The 13,516-nt window shown below is 58.3% G+C and carries 12 protein-coding genes and 2 pseudogenes; 4 read left to right on the top strand and 10 right to left on the bottom strand.

What is annotated here, in order from left to right; translation table 11 throughout:
- The 7 genes and pseudogenes from ACN0VD_RS12755 to ACN0VD_RS12725 form a co-directional block, all read right to left on the bottom strand.
- Positions 1 to 218 (bottom strand): annotated as a pseudogene (locus ACN0VD_RS12755) (LexA family protein); the annotation flags it as partial.
- Positions 219 to 386: 168 nt separating this feature from the next.
- Positions 387 to 515: pseudogene (locus ACN0VD_RS12750) on the bottom strand (LexA family protein); the annotation flags it as partial.
- Between the two features lie 993 nt (positions 516 to 1,508).
- Entirely contained in the window at positions 1,509 to 2,693 is a 1,185-nt protein-coding gene (gene glp / locus ACN0VD_RS12745) for a gephyrin-like molybdotransferase Glp (protein ID WP_417594817.1), read from the bottom strand.
- On the bottom strand, positions 2,690 to 3,160 hold the full coding sequence (moaC, locus tag ACN0VD_RS12740) for a cyclic pyranopterin monophosphate synthase MoaC (RefSeq protein WP_417594815.1): 471 nt from the start codon (positions 3,158 to 3,160) through the stop codon (positions 2,690 to 2,692). The genes glp and moaC overlap by 4 nt, the downstream gene beginning before the upstream one ends.
- On the bottom strand, positions 3,157 to 3,948 hold the full coding sequence (gene trpC / locus ACN0VD_RS12735; RefSeq protein WP_417594813.1) for an indole-3-glycerol phosphate synthase TrpC: 792 nt from the start codon (positions 3,946 to 3,948) through the stop codon (positions 3,157 to 3,159). Before trpC ends, moaC begins: the two co-directional genes overlap by 4 nt.
- Positions 3,945 to 4,931 (bottom strand): anthranilate phosphoribosyltransferase, encoded by a 987-nt coding sequence (trpD, locus tag ACN0VD_RS12730; RefSeq protein WP_417594811.1) that lies wholly within the window; start codon positions 4,929 to 4,931, stop codon positions 3,945 to 3,947. The genes trpC and trpD overlap by 4 nt, the downstream gene beginning before the upstream one ends.
- Complete coding sequence (locus ACN0VD_RS12725; protein WP_417594809.1) at positions 4,928 to 5,512, bottom strand: anthranilate synthase component II; 585 nt, start codon at positions 5,510 to 5,512, stop codon at positions 4,928 to 4,930. Before ACN0VD_RS12725 ends, trpD begins: the two co-directional genes overlap by 4 nt.
- Positions 5,513 to 5,600: 88 nt before the next feature.
- Between ACN0VD_RS12725 and ACN0VD_RS12720 the strand changes: the two genes are divergently transcribed.
- The gene (locus ACN0VD_RS12720; RefSeq protein WP_417594807.1) at positions 5,601 to 5,903 is read left to right on the top strand and encodes a polyhydroxyalkanoic acid system family protein; all 303 of its coding nucleotides are present in this window, start codon (positions 5,601 to 5,603) and stop codon (positions 5,901 to 5,903) included.
- An 86-nt stretch (positions 5,904 to 5,989) separates the two neighbouring features.
- Here the strand turns inward: ACN0VD_RS12720 and ACN0VD_RS12715 are convergent, their stop codons facing one another.
- From ACN0VD_RS12715 to ACN0VD_RS12705, 3 genes are all read right to left on the bottom strand, one after another.
- Entirely contained in the window at positions 5,990 to 6,367 is a 378-nt protein-coding gene (locus ACN0VD_RS12715) for a DMT family transporter (protein WP_417594805.1), read from the bottom strand.
- A 225-nt stretch (positions 6,368 to 6,592) separates the two neighbouring features.
- Positions 6,593 to 8,143 (bottom strand): anthranilate synthase component I family protein, encoded by a 1,551-nt coding sequence (locus ACN0VD_RS12710; protein ID WP_417594803.1) that lies wholly within the window; start codon positions 8,141 to 8,143, stop codon positions 6,593 to 6,595.
- Between the two features lie 7 nt (positions 8,144 to 8,150).
- Positions 8,151 to 10,094, bottom strand: a complete 1,944-nt coding sequence (locus ACN0VD_RS12705; RefSeq protein ID WP_417594801.1) for a SurA N-terminal domain-containing protein — start codon at positions 10,092 to 10,094, stop codon at positions 8,151 to 8,153.
- Positions 10,095 to 10,247: 153 nt separating this feature from the next.
- On the opposite strand from ACN0VD_RS12705, the gene tpiA reads away from it, so the two are divergent.
- The 3 genes from tpiA to ACN0VD_RS12690 all read left to right on the top strand — a co-directional run bounded on the left by tpiA (position 10,248) and on the right by ACN0VD_RS12690 (position 13,458).
- A complete protein-coding gene (tpiA, locus tag ACN0VD_RS12700; protein ID WP_417594799.1) occupies positions 10,248 to 10,994 on the top strand; it encodes a triose-phosphate isomerase in 747 nt (248 codons plus the stop codon).
- Between the two features lie 253 nt (positions 10,995 to 11,247).
- Positions 11,248 to 11,646 carry a preprotein translocase subunit SecG gene (gene secG / locus ACN0VD_RS12695; RefSeq protein WP_417594797.1) on the top strand — a complete coding sequence of 133 codons (399 nt, stop codon included), beginning with the start codon at positions 11,248 to 11,250 and terminating at the stop codon, positions 11,644 to 11,646.
- A 180-nt stretch (positions 11,647 to 11,826) separates the two neighbouring features.
- Positions 11,827 to 13,458 (top strand): CTP synthase, encoded by a 1,632-nt coding sequence (locus tag ACN0VD_RS12690; RefSeq protein ID WP_417594795.1) that lies wholly within the window; start codon positions 11,827 to 11,829, stop codon positions 13,456 to 13,458.
- The last annotated feature ends 58 nt before the right edge of the window (positions 13,459 to 13,516 follow it).

Here is a 13,516-nt window from a genome sequence, read left to right as displayed (position 1 = left end):
CGCGCCACTTCGGTTTTCTGGATCAGCGCATAGTCGCCATCGAGAATGCCCGCCTCGATCATCGAATCGCCGGACACTTCCAGCGCATAATGTTCGCCGGGGCCGAGCAGGGCGGCCGGCACGCTGAGCGCCGACTGGCCTTCCATCGCCTCGATCGGGGCGCCAGCGGCGATCCGGCCGTGCAAGGGAATTTCCAGCACATCATTATTAGCCGCCGGAGCAGGATTGGAGATCACTTCGCGCACCGGTGTTTCGGGGTGCAGCGAGACAACGTTGGAAGGTTCCGCTTCGTGCAAACCGCCTTCGGGCAGCTTCAACACTTCCAAAGCGCGCGCCCGGTTGGGCAGACGGCGGATGAAGTGCCGCTCCTCGAGCGCGCTGATCAGCCGATGAATGCCCGACTTGGACTTGAGCCCGAGCGCTTCCTTCATTTCCTCGAACGAGGGCGAAACGCCGCTGTCCTTCAGCCTGTCGTCGATGAAGCAAAGGAGTTCATGTTGCTTTTGCGTGAGCATGTCCGGTGTCCTGTTCTGGGAACGAATACAGAACAATTATGAAACAAAACGGGGGAAGTCAAGCGGGAAGTGACTAATTTCGCTGGCAAGAGGGTAGGTGACATGGTCGGAATTGGTCCGCTGCGTCGATGGCTGCTATTGGCGTCGTCCGTTAAAAAGCTGCCCTTCTGCAATCGCCCCAAATTCGGACATTGGCCTCAATGCTAATATATGTCAGCTTCGGGCACAAAAGCTGACGTCAGAATTGGCATATTCTACTGATACTTCTTATAAACCTTTTCGCCTTCCCGTCGGTCCTCAGCCAGTGTTCGTCCTTCTGCTGGAATTAAATATGCTGGCATCGGTGGAGTATCGGGCGAACATTGGTCCGGTCGGTCATCGTCTCCTAATCTCAGTAGGTTAAAACCTCCCTCGGAGTTTCGCCGCAACCAACGCCTTTGCGCTCGCTTACCGACTTTAGAATGACCCGTGTGCAAGATAGCTAAAACTGAAAGTTCTTTGTCTTTTAGTTCACCCTGCAAAACACGGAGAACTTTCAAATCTACAAACCAAGGCCAAGATATGATGATGCAGTCTGACCCACAGTCGGGAAAAGGGCTCGGCACCTCATCGACGATACTAGCTTTTACGCTAACGTCGAAGCAAGGCAGTGGATCGTCCGACGCTCGCGCAACATTCATAGTGATGAACTGTGATGCTACTATCATAGCTCCAAGATGAGTTAAGGTTCTGGCCATATGCTAACCTATCATTAAACCGTCCGCTTTCAATACAATTGCCATGACCAATTGGGATACCCCTAGCGTCAGCTGTCGGGATGAAGCCGACATTAGAAAGTGAAGATGTTAAAGGCAGCTACCCACCCAGTTTCAGCCTTTCAGCCCGTTCGAGCCGGGTGGATATAGCGGACGATCCTTAGGCAATTCCCGCAAACAGCCCGAGGAAATAGGCGTAAATTGCTGGCATGGAAACGTCTTCGCGGGAGCCTGACAACTAAATCCCAATAAACGGCACCATCTCACCCACATCGGCCGCCTCCGCATGGGCCGGCCGATACAGCAGCGCATTCGCCGCCGCTAGCACCGAAAGCTTGGCGCTGTCCTGGCTGCCAAAGGGTGTGATCCCGGTCTGATCCACTTTCGCCCGCAGAAACTGTGCGCGGGGGCCGTTGGCGGGGAGGGCTTTTGTGGTCGGGGCGCTTTGATATTCGGGCAGATATTGGTCAGATCCGGCCATAAATCGTATCAAAGGGAGCAGAAACAGCGTCGCCGCGACGAACGCCGACGCCGGATTGCCGGGGAGCGCCAATATCACCGTCTTGCCGAGTGTTCCGGCCATCACCGGCTTGCCCGGTTTCATCGCGATTTTGTAGAAATCGATCTCCGCGCCGAGCCGCTCGAAGGCGGGGCCGACCAGATCATGATCGCCGACCGATGCGCCGCCGATGGTGACGATGATATCGCAATCCTTCGCGCTTTCCAGCGTCTGGCACAATATGTCCATATCGTCGGGAACGCGGCTCAGACTGCGGGTTTCGGCGGTCAGGCCGGAGAGCATGGCTGACAGCATGACGTCATTGCTGGCGGGTATCTGGTGGGGCAGGGTCTCGCTGCCGGGCGCGACCAGTTCGTCGCCGGTCGAAACCACTGCCACGCGGGGCTGTGCGCCGACCGACAGGTCGCCATAGCCGGCGATCACCGCTTCGCTGAGGGCCGCCGCATTGAGCAGGCTGCCTGCGGGCAAGCCGATGCTTCCCCGCTTGAAATCACCACCCTGATGGCGGACGTGACGGCCTTTTTCGGGCGAGGGTTCTGCAGTCAGACGGATGGTGCCGCCATCGGCTGCGACATTTTCCTGCATGACCACGGTGTCCGCGCCTTCGGGCAGCAGCGCTCCGGTGAAGATGCGGGCGGCTTCGCCGGGTTGGAGCGCACGGCAGGGCGGGCTGCCAGCCGGGCATTCGCCGACCAAGGTCCACGGGCCGTCCCGGTCTTCAAAGCGGATCGCATAGCCGTCCATCGCCGACATATCGGCGGCCGGTTGCTCGCGCTTTGCTATCAGGTCCGCGGCGAGATAGCGGCCGAGCGCATCATGGACGGAAAGCGTTTCGGCGGGCAGGCGGGAGGCCAGCGCGATCAGTCGCTGCTGGGCTTCGTCCAGAGGCAGCAAGCTGCTCATTCCGCGACCCAGTCTCCCGATTTGCCGCCGCTTTTCGACAGCAGGCGGATATCGCTGATCACCATATCCTTCTGCATCGCCTTGGACATGTCATAGATTGTGAGAAGTGCGACAGAACAGGCTGTTAAAGCTTCCATTTCCACCCCGGTCTTGCCGGTTAGGCGGGCCATGGCCGAGACCTTGATGCCATCGTCAAGAAAGGCGAAATCCACCGCCACTTTGGTCAGCGCCAGCGGGTGGCAGAGCGGGATCAGGTCGCTGGTCTTTTTCGCCGCCATGATCCCGGCAATGCGGGCGGTCGCCAGCACATCGCCCTTCTTCATGGCGTTCGCTTTAATAGCTTCCAGGACTTCCAGTTTCATCGCGATCCGGCCCTCGGCACGGGCCTCGCGGACCGTGTCGGCCTTGCCGCCGACATCGACCATATGGGCCGCGCCGTCGCCGTCGATATGGGTCAATTTGCTCATGGACTTCCTGTCAGCAGCTGCCGGGTTGCTGCCTCCACATTATCCTGTCGCATCAGGGATTCACCTACCAAAAAGGCGCGGGCGCCGGATTGTGACAAGCGCTGGCAGTCTTCATGGCTGAAGATGCCGCTTTCCGACACCATGATCCGGTCGTCGGGCACCAGCTTCGCCAGCCGTTCGGTCTGGTCGAGGCTGGTCTCGAAGGTCTTGAGATTGCGGTTATTGATGCCGAGCAGCGGGGATTGCAGCTTCAACGCCCGTTCCAGCTCCGCTTCGTCATGCACCTCGATCAGCGCGTCCATGCCGAGCGACAGCGCTTCCGCCTCGATCTCCGCCGCCAGACTATCGTTCAGCACCGCCATGATGATCAATATCGCATCGGCGCCCAGCGCCCGCGATTCGGCGACCTGCCAGGGATCGACCATGAAGTCCTTGCGCAGACAGGGCAGTTCAACCGCAGCGCGCGCCGCCACCAGATATTCGTCCGCGCCCTGAAAATAGGGCTGGTCCGTCAATACCGACAGGCACGCCGCGCCGCCGGCCTGATAGGCGCGGGCGTGGGCGGGGGGATCGAAATCCTCGCGGATCAGCCCCTTGGACGGGCTGGCTTTCTTGATCTCCGCGATCAGGGCAAAGCCGCTGGCCGATTTTGCGCGGATCGCTGCGGCAAAACCGCGCGGTGCACTCTGTCGGGCGATGTCATCGCTCAGCTTCGACGCCGGAACATCAGCCTTCCGCTGCCGGACATAGTCCCGCGTCGTCGCGCAGATTTCTTCAAGCTTGTTCATTGATTGGCGATCCAGCAATTGAGCATGGCGTTGGCAAATCCCTTGTCGAGCGCCTCGGCGGCTTCCTCGACGCCTTCTTCCCAGCTGTCGACTTCGCCCGCGACCATCAGCGCAGCTGCGCTGTTGAGCCGCACGGCGTCGCGATAGGCCGATTTCTCACCCTGCAGCAGCGCCTTGAGCGCAGCGGCATTATACTTCGCATCGCCGCCCTTTAACGCTTCCGCCGGGTGACGGGTCAGGCCGGCATCTTCCGGGGTGATCCGACTGATCGTGACGCTGCCATCGCTGATCATGGCAACGCGGCTGGGACCGGAGATACTGAGCTCGTCGAGGCCTTCCTCGCCGGAGACGATCATCGCCTTGTCATAGCCCAGTTGCAGCGCCGCCTCGGCATAGGTCTCGACCAGATCGGGCGAGGCAACGCCGATCAGCTGGCGTTTGACCTTCGCGGGATTGCACAAGGGACCAAGCAGATTGAAGATCGTCCGGCGGCCGATGGCCTTGCGGATCGGTCCCAGCGGGCCGAGCGCCGGATGATGGTTGGGCGCGAAGAAAAAGGCGATGCCGATGTCGCGCAGGCTCTGCTCGCCATTGGTCGCCGCTTTCGTCAGATCAAGACCGAGCGCCTCCAGCGTATCCGCCGCGCCCGATTTGCTCGAGGCAGCGCGGTTGCCATGTTTCGCCATGGGGATTTCGCAGGCGGCTACCACCAGCGCGGTGGCGGTGCTAATATTCAGACTGTGGCTGCCATCGCCGCCGGTGCCGCAGACATCAATGGCGTTGGCGGGCGCGTCCACACCGATCATCCGGGCGCGCATTTCTGTCGCGGCAGCGGCGATTTCGGTTGCGGTCTCGCCCCGGTCGGCCAGTGCGATCAGAAAAGCGGTGATCTCCTCTGCCGAGCTGGAGCCGTCCAGTATCGCGGAAAAGGCTTCGCGGGCCGCTGCTTCGGTGAGCGGGGTCGCCGGATCGGCCAAGGTCATGCCCGTTCCTTCGCTTCGATCCCCGCAATCGCCATGAAATTGGCCAGCAGCTTATGGCCATGTTCCGTAGCGATGCTCTCGGGGTGGAATTGCACGCCGTGAATCGGCAGGCTTTCGTGGCGAAAACCCATGACCGAACCGTCGTCGGCGGTCGCGTTGACCGGCAGACAGGCGGGAATATCCTCGACGATCAGCGAGTGATAGCGGGTCGCGGTATAAGGCGAGGGCAGGCCGGCGAAGACGCCGCTGCTATCATGGGTGACCGGCGACGTCTTGCCGTGCATCAGGCCGCCGCGCACGACCTTGCCGCCGAAATGCTGGCCAATGCTCTGGTGGCCGAGGCACACGCCGAGCAACGGCTTTGCCGCATCGGCGCAGGCCGCGACCAGATCGAGCGATATGCCCGCTTCATTGGGGGTGCAGGGACCCGGTGAAATCAGAAAGGCTTGTGCGCCCGTGCGCAACGCTTCGCCGGCGGTCAGAGCGTCGTTGCGCTCCACGCGCACCTCTGCGCCCAGTTCCATCAGATAATGGACCAGGTTGAAGGTGAAGCTGTCATAATTGTCGATAACGAGGATCATGCAAAGCTGCCTAATCGGAAATTCCGCTCTCGCCAAGCTTTGACGTGCGACCGAGTGCTGATAAAGCACCGAAAAGGGAGAATATTTCATGGGCGAGCCCGTCACCGTCAACATTCCGCACAAACTGGGTCTGGCCGAAGCCAAAAACCGCATCGGCAGCGGCATCCACACGCTGAGCGATGTCATTCCGGGTGCCAGCCTGACCGACCATCACTGGGAGGGCGATCATCTCCACTTCACCCTCGAAGCCATCGGCCAGCGCATCGTCAGCGATATGCATGTCCGCGAGGACGAGGTCTACGCGGTGCTCGACCTGCCGCCGATGCTGGCGCTGTTCGCCAACAAGATTAAGGAAAAGCTGCAGAAGGAAGGGCCGAAGATGCTGGAGTGAGGTTGGCTGAAGCCTTAAACGGAACGATAGCATTGACCATTTTGTGACGGCGGCAAGGAGCGGGGAAGAGAAGAGGCCGCTTCTGGTCAATGCGATTCGAACAGCAGTCCTGGAATGTCAAAACGTCCTGCTGGTTCTTCTCTAATCAGGGCGTCGAGAGTTGTCATCATGACAAGACCGCTTACGATCAGCACGGCTGCTCCGACGCGCATCGGACTGAGGGTCTCGCCAAATATGAGAATGCCGATCACAAATGCTCCAACAGCGCCAATGCCTGTCCAGATCGTATAGGCAGTACCCAGCGGAAGGGATCGCATCGCAGCGGAGAGCAAGGCGAAACTGACAATCATTGCCGCGATGGTGATCACACTGGGCCATAACCGCGAAAATCCGAGTGACTGTTTCATTGCAGTGGCCCAGACAATCTCGAAAACGCCAGCAAGTACCAGATATATCCACGCCATAGCAGCCTCCTTTTGACTGCCGGGCCGTCCCGGTCTTGATATCCACTTGGGGCGGGAACGTGGTCACCGCGAGGGCGAATTAGCGACCATGTGCATCAAATTCAAGAGGCAAGCCGTCTGAGAAGGATCGCAGCTTCTGTTTGAAGGACCACTTGCGGGACGCTAGCTGACCGACAGAAATGGCACGCGCCATGTCCTTTTTCCGGCCAAAGCGAACGCTTCAGATTACTGCCCGAAACCGATTTCCTGCGCCCGCTTCACCGCCTCTCTGGCAGCTGCCAGCAGGGCGCCTGCCTTGGCCCGGCATTCGGCCAGTTCGTAAGCCGGTTCGCTGTCTGCCACGATCCCGGCGCCTGCTTGCACGTGCAGCATGCCTTCCTTCACAATCCCGGTGCGTAGAACGATACAGCTGTCCATGCTGCCATCGGGGGAGAAATAGCCGACGCCGCCGGCATAGGCGCCCCGGGTTTCGGGCTCGAGTTCGGCAATAATCTGGCAGGCGCGCACTTTCGGCGCGCCGCTGACCGTGCCGGCCGGGAAACCCGCGAACAGGGCATCAAGCGCATCCTTGTCGGGGGCCAGTTCTCCGACCACGTTGGAAACGATATGCATGACATGGCTGTAAAATTCGACGGTATAGCTGTCGGTTACCTCGACGCTGTTGGCGCTGGCCACGCGGCCAACATCGTTGCGGCCCAGATCGAGCAGCATCAGATGTTCCGCCCGTTCCTTGGGGTCGGCGAGCAGGCTTTCCCGGTTCGCCTTGTCCTCGACCGCGTTTTTTCCGCGTGGCCGGGTTCCCGCGATCGGCCGGATGGTGACTTCGCCATCGCGTGCACGGACGAGAATTTCCGGGCTGGAGCCGGTAAGGGCAAAGCCGGGCAGGTCGAGAAAGAACAGAAACGGTGACGGGTTGATCCGGCGCAAAGCGCGGTAGAGCTCGATCGGGGGCAGCGTGAACGGCGTGGTGAACCGCTGCGCCAGCACCACCTGGAAAATGTCCCCGGCCTCGATATAATCCTTGGCGCGCAGCACCATCTCGCCATATTTTTCGGCAGGGACCTGGGGCGTGAACTCCGGTTCGTTCGGGCCGGGATTGTCGGAGCCAGTCTCTCCGTTGCCTGACAACCGTCCTTCGACAAGCTCAGGACGAACGGTGTTAGCCAGTCCGCGCTCAACTTCATCCAGCCGTTCCTCTGCCGAGGTAATCTTTGTTTCGCTTTCACCAGCTGTTTCGGGCCACACCGGCGCCACCAGAAACAGTTCATCGGCCAGCCGGTCGAAGATCAGGATCACCGTCGGCCGGACGAAGAGCATGTCGGGCAGGTCGAGTTCGGATTGCGGGGCGCGAGGAAGTTTTTCGACCAGACCGATGGTTTCATAGCCGAAATAGCCGACCAGACAGGCCAGCGCACGGGGCAGTTCCTCCGGCACCTCCATTTGGCAGGCCTTGACCAGACTGCGCAGGACCGAGAGGCTGTCGCCACTTTCCCGGGCAAATGCCCCGCGGTCCTGCAGCCATGTCCGATTGATTGCAGCCTCAGCGCCATCGGCCCGGAACACCAGATCGGGTGCAAGACCGATCATGCTGTGGCGTCCACGGGTCTCGCCCCCTTCAACCGACTCGAGCAGATAATCGCCGCGACCATCTTCCATCAGCTTCAGGGCAGCAGATACAGGCGTCTCAGTATCGGCCACCTGCCGCCGCCAGATCAGCGCGGGTTTGCCACTGTCCAGTGCCGCGCGTGCCGCCTCTATTCCGAAACTGCCCGCCATGGAGCGATCAATTCCCGCCGAGCAGCTGGTTCTTCAGCGCGGTTAGCGCCTTCTCGTTCCGTTCTACGCCGATATCAGCCTTCATGGCGTTGACGAATTGTGAGGTATATTCGTTGCCGATCACCTGTTTGAATTGGGTGCGGGTGGCCTTCAGCAGATCATCCCGCTTGGAAGCATCGCCACGATTGAGCTTGTCGAGCACAACCACAAACCAGCCCTGATCGCGTGGTGCAGCCAGCGCCTTGGCGGTGCCCTGCGCCATGCTGAACATCAGGCTGATCGGTGCCGGTACCTGGCCCTTCTGGCTCTGCTGCGCCAGTTCTGCTCTGGTCGAACTGATCCGTTCGGGGCGGGGCAGCTTCACACCGGCATCGGCAACGGCCTTGGACAAGGATGTGCCGTTACTGACCGCTTTCGCAATCTTGTCGGCGACCGTCTTTGCCTTCTTCGAGCCCTGATCAAGCATATAGTCACGGGTCACAAGTTGTTCGATCTTCGCCAAAGGTGGCGGAGCGGCCTCGGTAATATTGGAAACGTCGATCGCAGCATATTGCTGGCCAGGAATGATTTCGACGATCTGTGGATCGGAATCTTCGTCCACTGCAAAGGCGGTCGGCAAAATGCGCTGCATCTCTGGAATGGGCTTGTAATTTTGATCGTCCGGGTTCTGACCATTGGCCAGCAGCGCCGGCGTTTCTTCCACCTTAAGCTGCTCCGCTTTGGCAATATCGTCCAGTGACGCGCCGTCAGCAAACTCATCTTCCAAACGGATCGTGAGGTCGGCGATAGCCTCGTCAATTTTCGAGCGCGTCAATTCACTGACAATTTCCGTGCGCACCTGGTCCAGCGTGCGGCCAGGAATCTGTTTGATGGCTTTGACCTTCACGATATGCCAGCCGAGCGCACTTTGTGCCGGTCCGGCGATGGCGCCGGACGGGGCCGCGAATGCAGCGTCGGCAACGGCTTGCGAGGCTGAATCAATAAAATCAGCCTTGTTGATTGATCCCACTTCGGCAGCAGACAAGCCAACCGAACGTGCCGCTTGCTCAATCGAAGTGCCGGCGTTGATTTTATCGACCAACGCCTTGGCGGCGGCTTCGGTTGGTACAATGATCTGCGTGAGATTGCGCGTCTCGCTGGCCGAATATCGGGCCTTGTTCAGCTTGTAATAGCCCGCAATTTCTTTTTCGGTTGGTTTGATCTTGTCGTTGAACCGGGATTTGTCGAACAATGCGTAGCGGATCGTCCGGCGTTCGGGAATCGTATAGCGGGATGCGTTCTTGGCGTAAAAGGCCTCGACCGCCGCTTTTGCCGGTTGGACATTTTCGATGAAGGCTACCGACGGAATTGTCGCAATCTGGCCTTCGCGCGATTCCAGCAACAGAGAAGCGTAGGGAACGACAAGCTTCTGCGGTACCGCTGCTCCAAAACCGGCTGCGGTCAACAGTTGATCAGCCAGTAAATTGCGGGCAAAATCGTCGCGCAACTGGGTTTCATTCAACCCTTGCTGCTGCATGGCGCGTCGAAAATTCTCTTCGCTAAACTGCCCGTCTGCGCCCTGGAAGGCCGGTATACTCGCAATTTCTCCGTCAACCAGCCGTTTGCCAGCGGTCATGCCATATTTCATTCCGAAATCGGCAATCGCAAAGCTGTTGATCAGGCGCTCCAAAACATCGTCAAAGCCACCGCCGTTTATATAGGTTTTGAGATCCAGCCCGGTATTTTCCCGCTGCTCGCCGCGAAAGGCGTTGTTCACGGACTGGCTGAGTTCTGCGGTGGTCAGCTTGCTATCGCCTACCTTTGCTGCCGTACCCGATCCCGTCACGCCGCCAAATGTGCCGCTGCTCGACACGTCGGCCGTGGCAAAGGCAATGGCGATCAAGCCGACGAAACACAAGGTCAGAAAAAGACCGAGTTTCGAGGAAAAAATGCGGCGGAAAAAACTGATCATAAAAGAAATATTCCATTGCGGGAGTTGGATTTCTGCTTGCTTTAGGCGGCTTGGCTTTGTGGTTCAAGCAAAAGACTGCGGAAGGAAATTGGCAAGCCGAACGATATTTGATAGCGGATGAATATCAGAAAAACAGAAAGGGCAGAATGCATCATGGCAAACCGCAAATATATTGTCGGCAACTGGAAAATGAACGGGCTGCGTGCGCAGCTCGCAGATATTGCTGCCATTGCGGCCATTGCAGCCAATCATGAGGGTGCCGATGTTGGTATCTGTCCCCCGGCGACACTGATCGGTCCCGCCGCGCAGGCCAACCCGGAGTTCGCCATCGGCGCACAGGATTGCCATTTCGCCGAAAGCGGCGCGCATACGGGCTGCCTTTCTGCTGCAATGCTAAAGGAAGCAGGGGCCACCTATTCGATCGTCGGTCACAGCGAGCGCCGTGCCGACCAGCAGGAAAGCGATGCAGAAGTGAAGGCAAAGGCAGAGGCGGCCCATGCAGCGGGCATGGGAGCAATTATTTGCGTCGGTGAAACCGAAGAAGAGCGTGATGCCGGACAGGCGATTGAAATTGTCACGATACAACTGGCCCGTTCTTTCCCCGCCAAGGCAAGCGCAGAATGGCTCACCATCGCCTATGAACCGATATGGGCGATCGGCACCGGCCGGGTGCCTGAGGCGAGCGATGTCGCGGAAATGCATGCTGCGATTCGGGAGAAACTGGGAGAATTGATGGGGCAGGGCAGCGACGCGGTTCGCATTCTCTATGGCGGATCGATGAATGGCGGCAACGCTGCGGAATTGCTGGCAATCCCGAATGTAGACGGCGGATTGGTCGGCGGAGCGAGTTTGACGGCAGCAAAATTCGGGCCGATTATCGAGGCAGCGGCCAAAAGCTAGACGTCAACCGTTGGCGTGATGATGACAGGGGGCGATGGCCCCATGTCATCATGCCATCCCTGTAGACTGGCCTTTGAAGTAATTAAATTTCCAACATTTGGTATAATCTGACCAATATTACCGGATTTCAGGCCTTTCAGGCCCGAACTTTGACGAACTTTGGCTCTTGGAGGTGCGTCGATCATCGCTTGAACTCGGGCGTCCCAATCGCTATGTGCGCTGCACAAACAAACAGAACACGTCCGGAAAATCCATGTTTCTATTTCTCACCGTTCTTCAAGCCCTTGTCGCCGCCATGCTGGTCGGCGTTATCCTGATGCAGAAATCCGAAGGTGGCGGTCTGGGCGTCGGTGGGTCCCCGTCTGGTATGATGACCGCTCGTGGTGCGGCTGACTTGCTCACACGGACGACGTCGGTATTGGCGGTATTATTCGTGTCCCTGTCGATCGCGCTTGCGATTCTGGCAGCGGCAGAAGGCAAGGTTGAAACGATCGATCAGAGCCTGCAACGTGACAATAGCGCACCGGTTTCCGCACCGGCTGATGACGTGCCGCTGATCGGTGATGACCCATTGGCAGCTGCTGCGGCAGCCGCGGCCGAGGATGATGCCCCAGCGGCTGAACCGGATACTTCCGTTCCTCTCGATCAATAGGCATTTTTCAAAGCCATAGATTGGCAGCAATCCCCCGGGCTTTTGGGCAACAACGGCTGCGGCTCGAGTCGGTGTGCCTCCGATGATCGACGAACGAGCAAAGTAAAATAATATTTATTTCACTTTTCCGGATTCGCGGGATTGCCATATGTGGTGATAACGCCTTAAGCCTCTCCTCCCATGGCGCGATATATATTCATTACCGGCGGTGTGGTTTCCTCTCTTGGCAAAGGTCTGATGGCGGCAAGCCTCGGTGCTCTTCTGCAAGCTCGCGGATATTCCGTGCGAATCCGGAAACTTGACCCCTATCTCAACGTTGATCCGGGGACGATGTCCCCCTATCAGCATGGCGAAGTCTATGTTACCGATGATGGCGCAGAGACAGACCTCGATCTTGGCCATTACGAGCGCTTTACCGGTGTTCCCTCGTTGCAATCCGACAATGTTACGTCCGGTAGAATCTATCAGTCGATCATCACCAAAGAACGCCGCGGTGATTATCTGGGCGCGACGGTCCAGGTCATTCCGCACGTAACCGATGCGATTCAGGAATTCGCCCAGGACAGGCTCGACGGCATTGATTTTGTTTTGTGCGAAATTGGCGGTACGGTCGGCGATATTGAGAGCTTGCCATTTATCGAAGCGCTTCGGCAGCTCCGCAACAAGGTCGGGCGCGAAAATGCGATTTCCGTACATGTTACGCTGGTGCCCTATATTGCCGCCGCAGGCGAACTGAAAACCAAGCCAACCCAGCATAGCGTCAGGGAGTTGACTTCACTTGGTATCCAGCCGGATATCCTGCTCTGCCGCTGTGAACATCCACTGCCCGACAGTGAGCGGGCCAAAATCGCCCAATTCTGCAATGTCCGGAAAGAATCGGTGATCCCGGCGCTGGACGCGAGCAATATCTACAATGTGCCCCTGCAATATCACAAGGAAGGTCTGGACTCCGAAGTGCTGCGTGCCTTTGGCATCGCCGACGCAGCCGAGCCCGACTTGTCGCGCTGGCATGATGTGATGGAACGGATCGAGAATCCGGAGGGCGAAGTCATTGTCGGCGTGGTCGGCAAATATGTCGGTCTGCAGGATGCCTATAAATCGCTTCAGGAAGCGCTGTTCCATGGTGGTCTGGCGAATCGGGTGAAGGTACAGGTTCGCTGGCTGGACGCGGAGCTTTTCGAGAATGATGAAGATCTCGCTGTGAAACTGGAGCCTTTGCACGCGATATTGGTGCCCGGTGGGTTCGGGGAACGCGGTAGCGAAGGCAAAATTGGATCGGTCAAATTCGCCCGTGAAAATAATATCCCGTTCTTTGGTATCTGTCTTGGCATGCAAATGGCTTGTGTGGAGGCCGCGCGCAATCTGGCGGGAATCAGCGCGGCATCAACCACCGAATTTGGTGAAACCGAAGAACCGGTCGTGGGTCTGATCACCGAATGGATGACCGAAGAAGGGCTGCAGAAGCGCGAGGCTGGCGGTGATCTGGGTGGTACCATGCGACTGGGAGCCTATGACGCCGTGTTGCAGAAAGGTTCGAAAATAAGCGAAATTTACGGCTGCCAGGAAATCAGCGAACGGCACCGTCATCGCTATGAAGTGAACAAGGGCTATGTCGAACGTCTGGAAAATACCGGACTGATCTTCTCCGGCATGTCACCCGATGGTGAGCTTCCGGAAATCGTGGAACGACCTGACCACAACTGGTTCGTTGGCGTCCAGTTCCATCCAGAGCTCAAGAGCAAGCCATTTGATCCACATCCCCTCTTTGCGTCTTTCATCGCCGCTGCATTGCAACAAAGCCGCCTCGTTTAAGCATTAAGTTCCCGTAAACGAAACAGTTTTGATCGAATGTCGAATTTGTCCAATCTAT

Source organism: Parasphingorhabdus sp., assembly GCF_048267785.1.
GTDB lineage: Bacteria > Pseudomonadota > Alphaproteobacteria > Sphingomonadales > Sphingomonadaceae > Parasphingorhabdus.
Note: the sequence above shows the minus strand (reverse complement) of the source record. Positions and strands in the feature narration are given on the sequence as shown.

What these genes read in the sequence shown, in the direction of transcription:
- glp (WP_417594817.1), bottom strand. Translation starts at nt 2,693, where the DNA reads ATGAGCAGCTTGCTGCCTCTGGACGAAGCCCAGCAGCGACTGATCGCG.
- moaC (WP_417594815.1), bottom strand. Translation starts at nt 3,160, where the DNA reads ATGAGCAAATTGACCCATATCGACGGCGACGGCGCGGCCCATATGGTC.
- trpC (WP_417594813.1), bottom strand. Translation starts at nt 3,948, where the DNA reads ATGAACAAGCTTGAAGAAATCTGCGCGACGACGCGGGACTATGTCCGG.
- trpD (WP_417594811.1), bottom strand. Translation starts at nt 4,931, where the DNA reads ATGACCTTGGCCGATCCGGCGACCCCGCTCACCGAAGCAGCGGCCCGC.
- ACN0VD_RS12725 (WP_417594809.1), bottom strand. Translation starts at nt 5,512, where the DNA reads ATGATCCTCGTTATCGACAATTATGACAGCTTCACCTTCAACCTGGTC.
- ACN0VD_RS12720 (WP_417594807.1), top strand. Translation starts at nt 5,601, where the DNA reads ATGGGCGAGCCCGTCACCGTCAACATTCCGCACAAACTGGGTCTGGCC.
- ACN0VD_RS12715 (WP_417594805.1), bottom strand. Translation starts at nt 6,367, where the DNA reads ATGGCGTGGATATATCTGGTACTTGCTGGCGTTTTCGAGATTGTCTGG.
- ACN0VD_RS12710 (WP_417594803.1), bottom strand. Translation starts at nt 8,143, where the DNA reads ATGGCGGGCAGTTTCGGAATAGAGGCGGCACGCGCGGCACTGGACAGT.
- ACN0VD_RS12705 (WP_417594801.1), bottom strand. Translation starts at nt 10,094, where the DNA reads ATGATCAGTTTTTTCCGCCGCATTTTTTCCTCGAAACTCGGTCTTTTT.
- tpiA (WP_417594799.1), top strand. Translation starts at nt 10,248, where the DNA reads ATGGCAAACCGCAAATATATTGTCGGCAACTGGAAAATGAACGGGCTG.
- secG (WP_417594797.1), top strand. Translation starts at nt 11,248, where the DNA reads ATGTTTCTATTTCTCACCGTTCTTCAAGCCCTTGTCGCCGCCATGCTG.
- ACN0VD_RS12690 (WP_417594795.1), top strand. Translation starts at nt 11,827, where the DNA reads ATGGCGCGATATATATTCATTACCGGCGGTGTGGTTTCCTCTCTTGGC.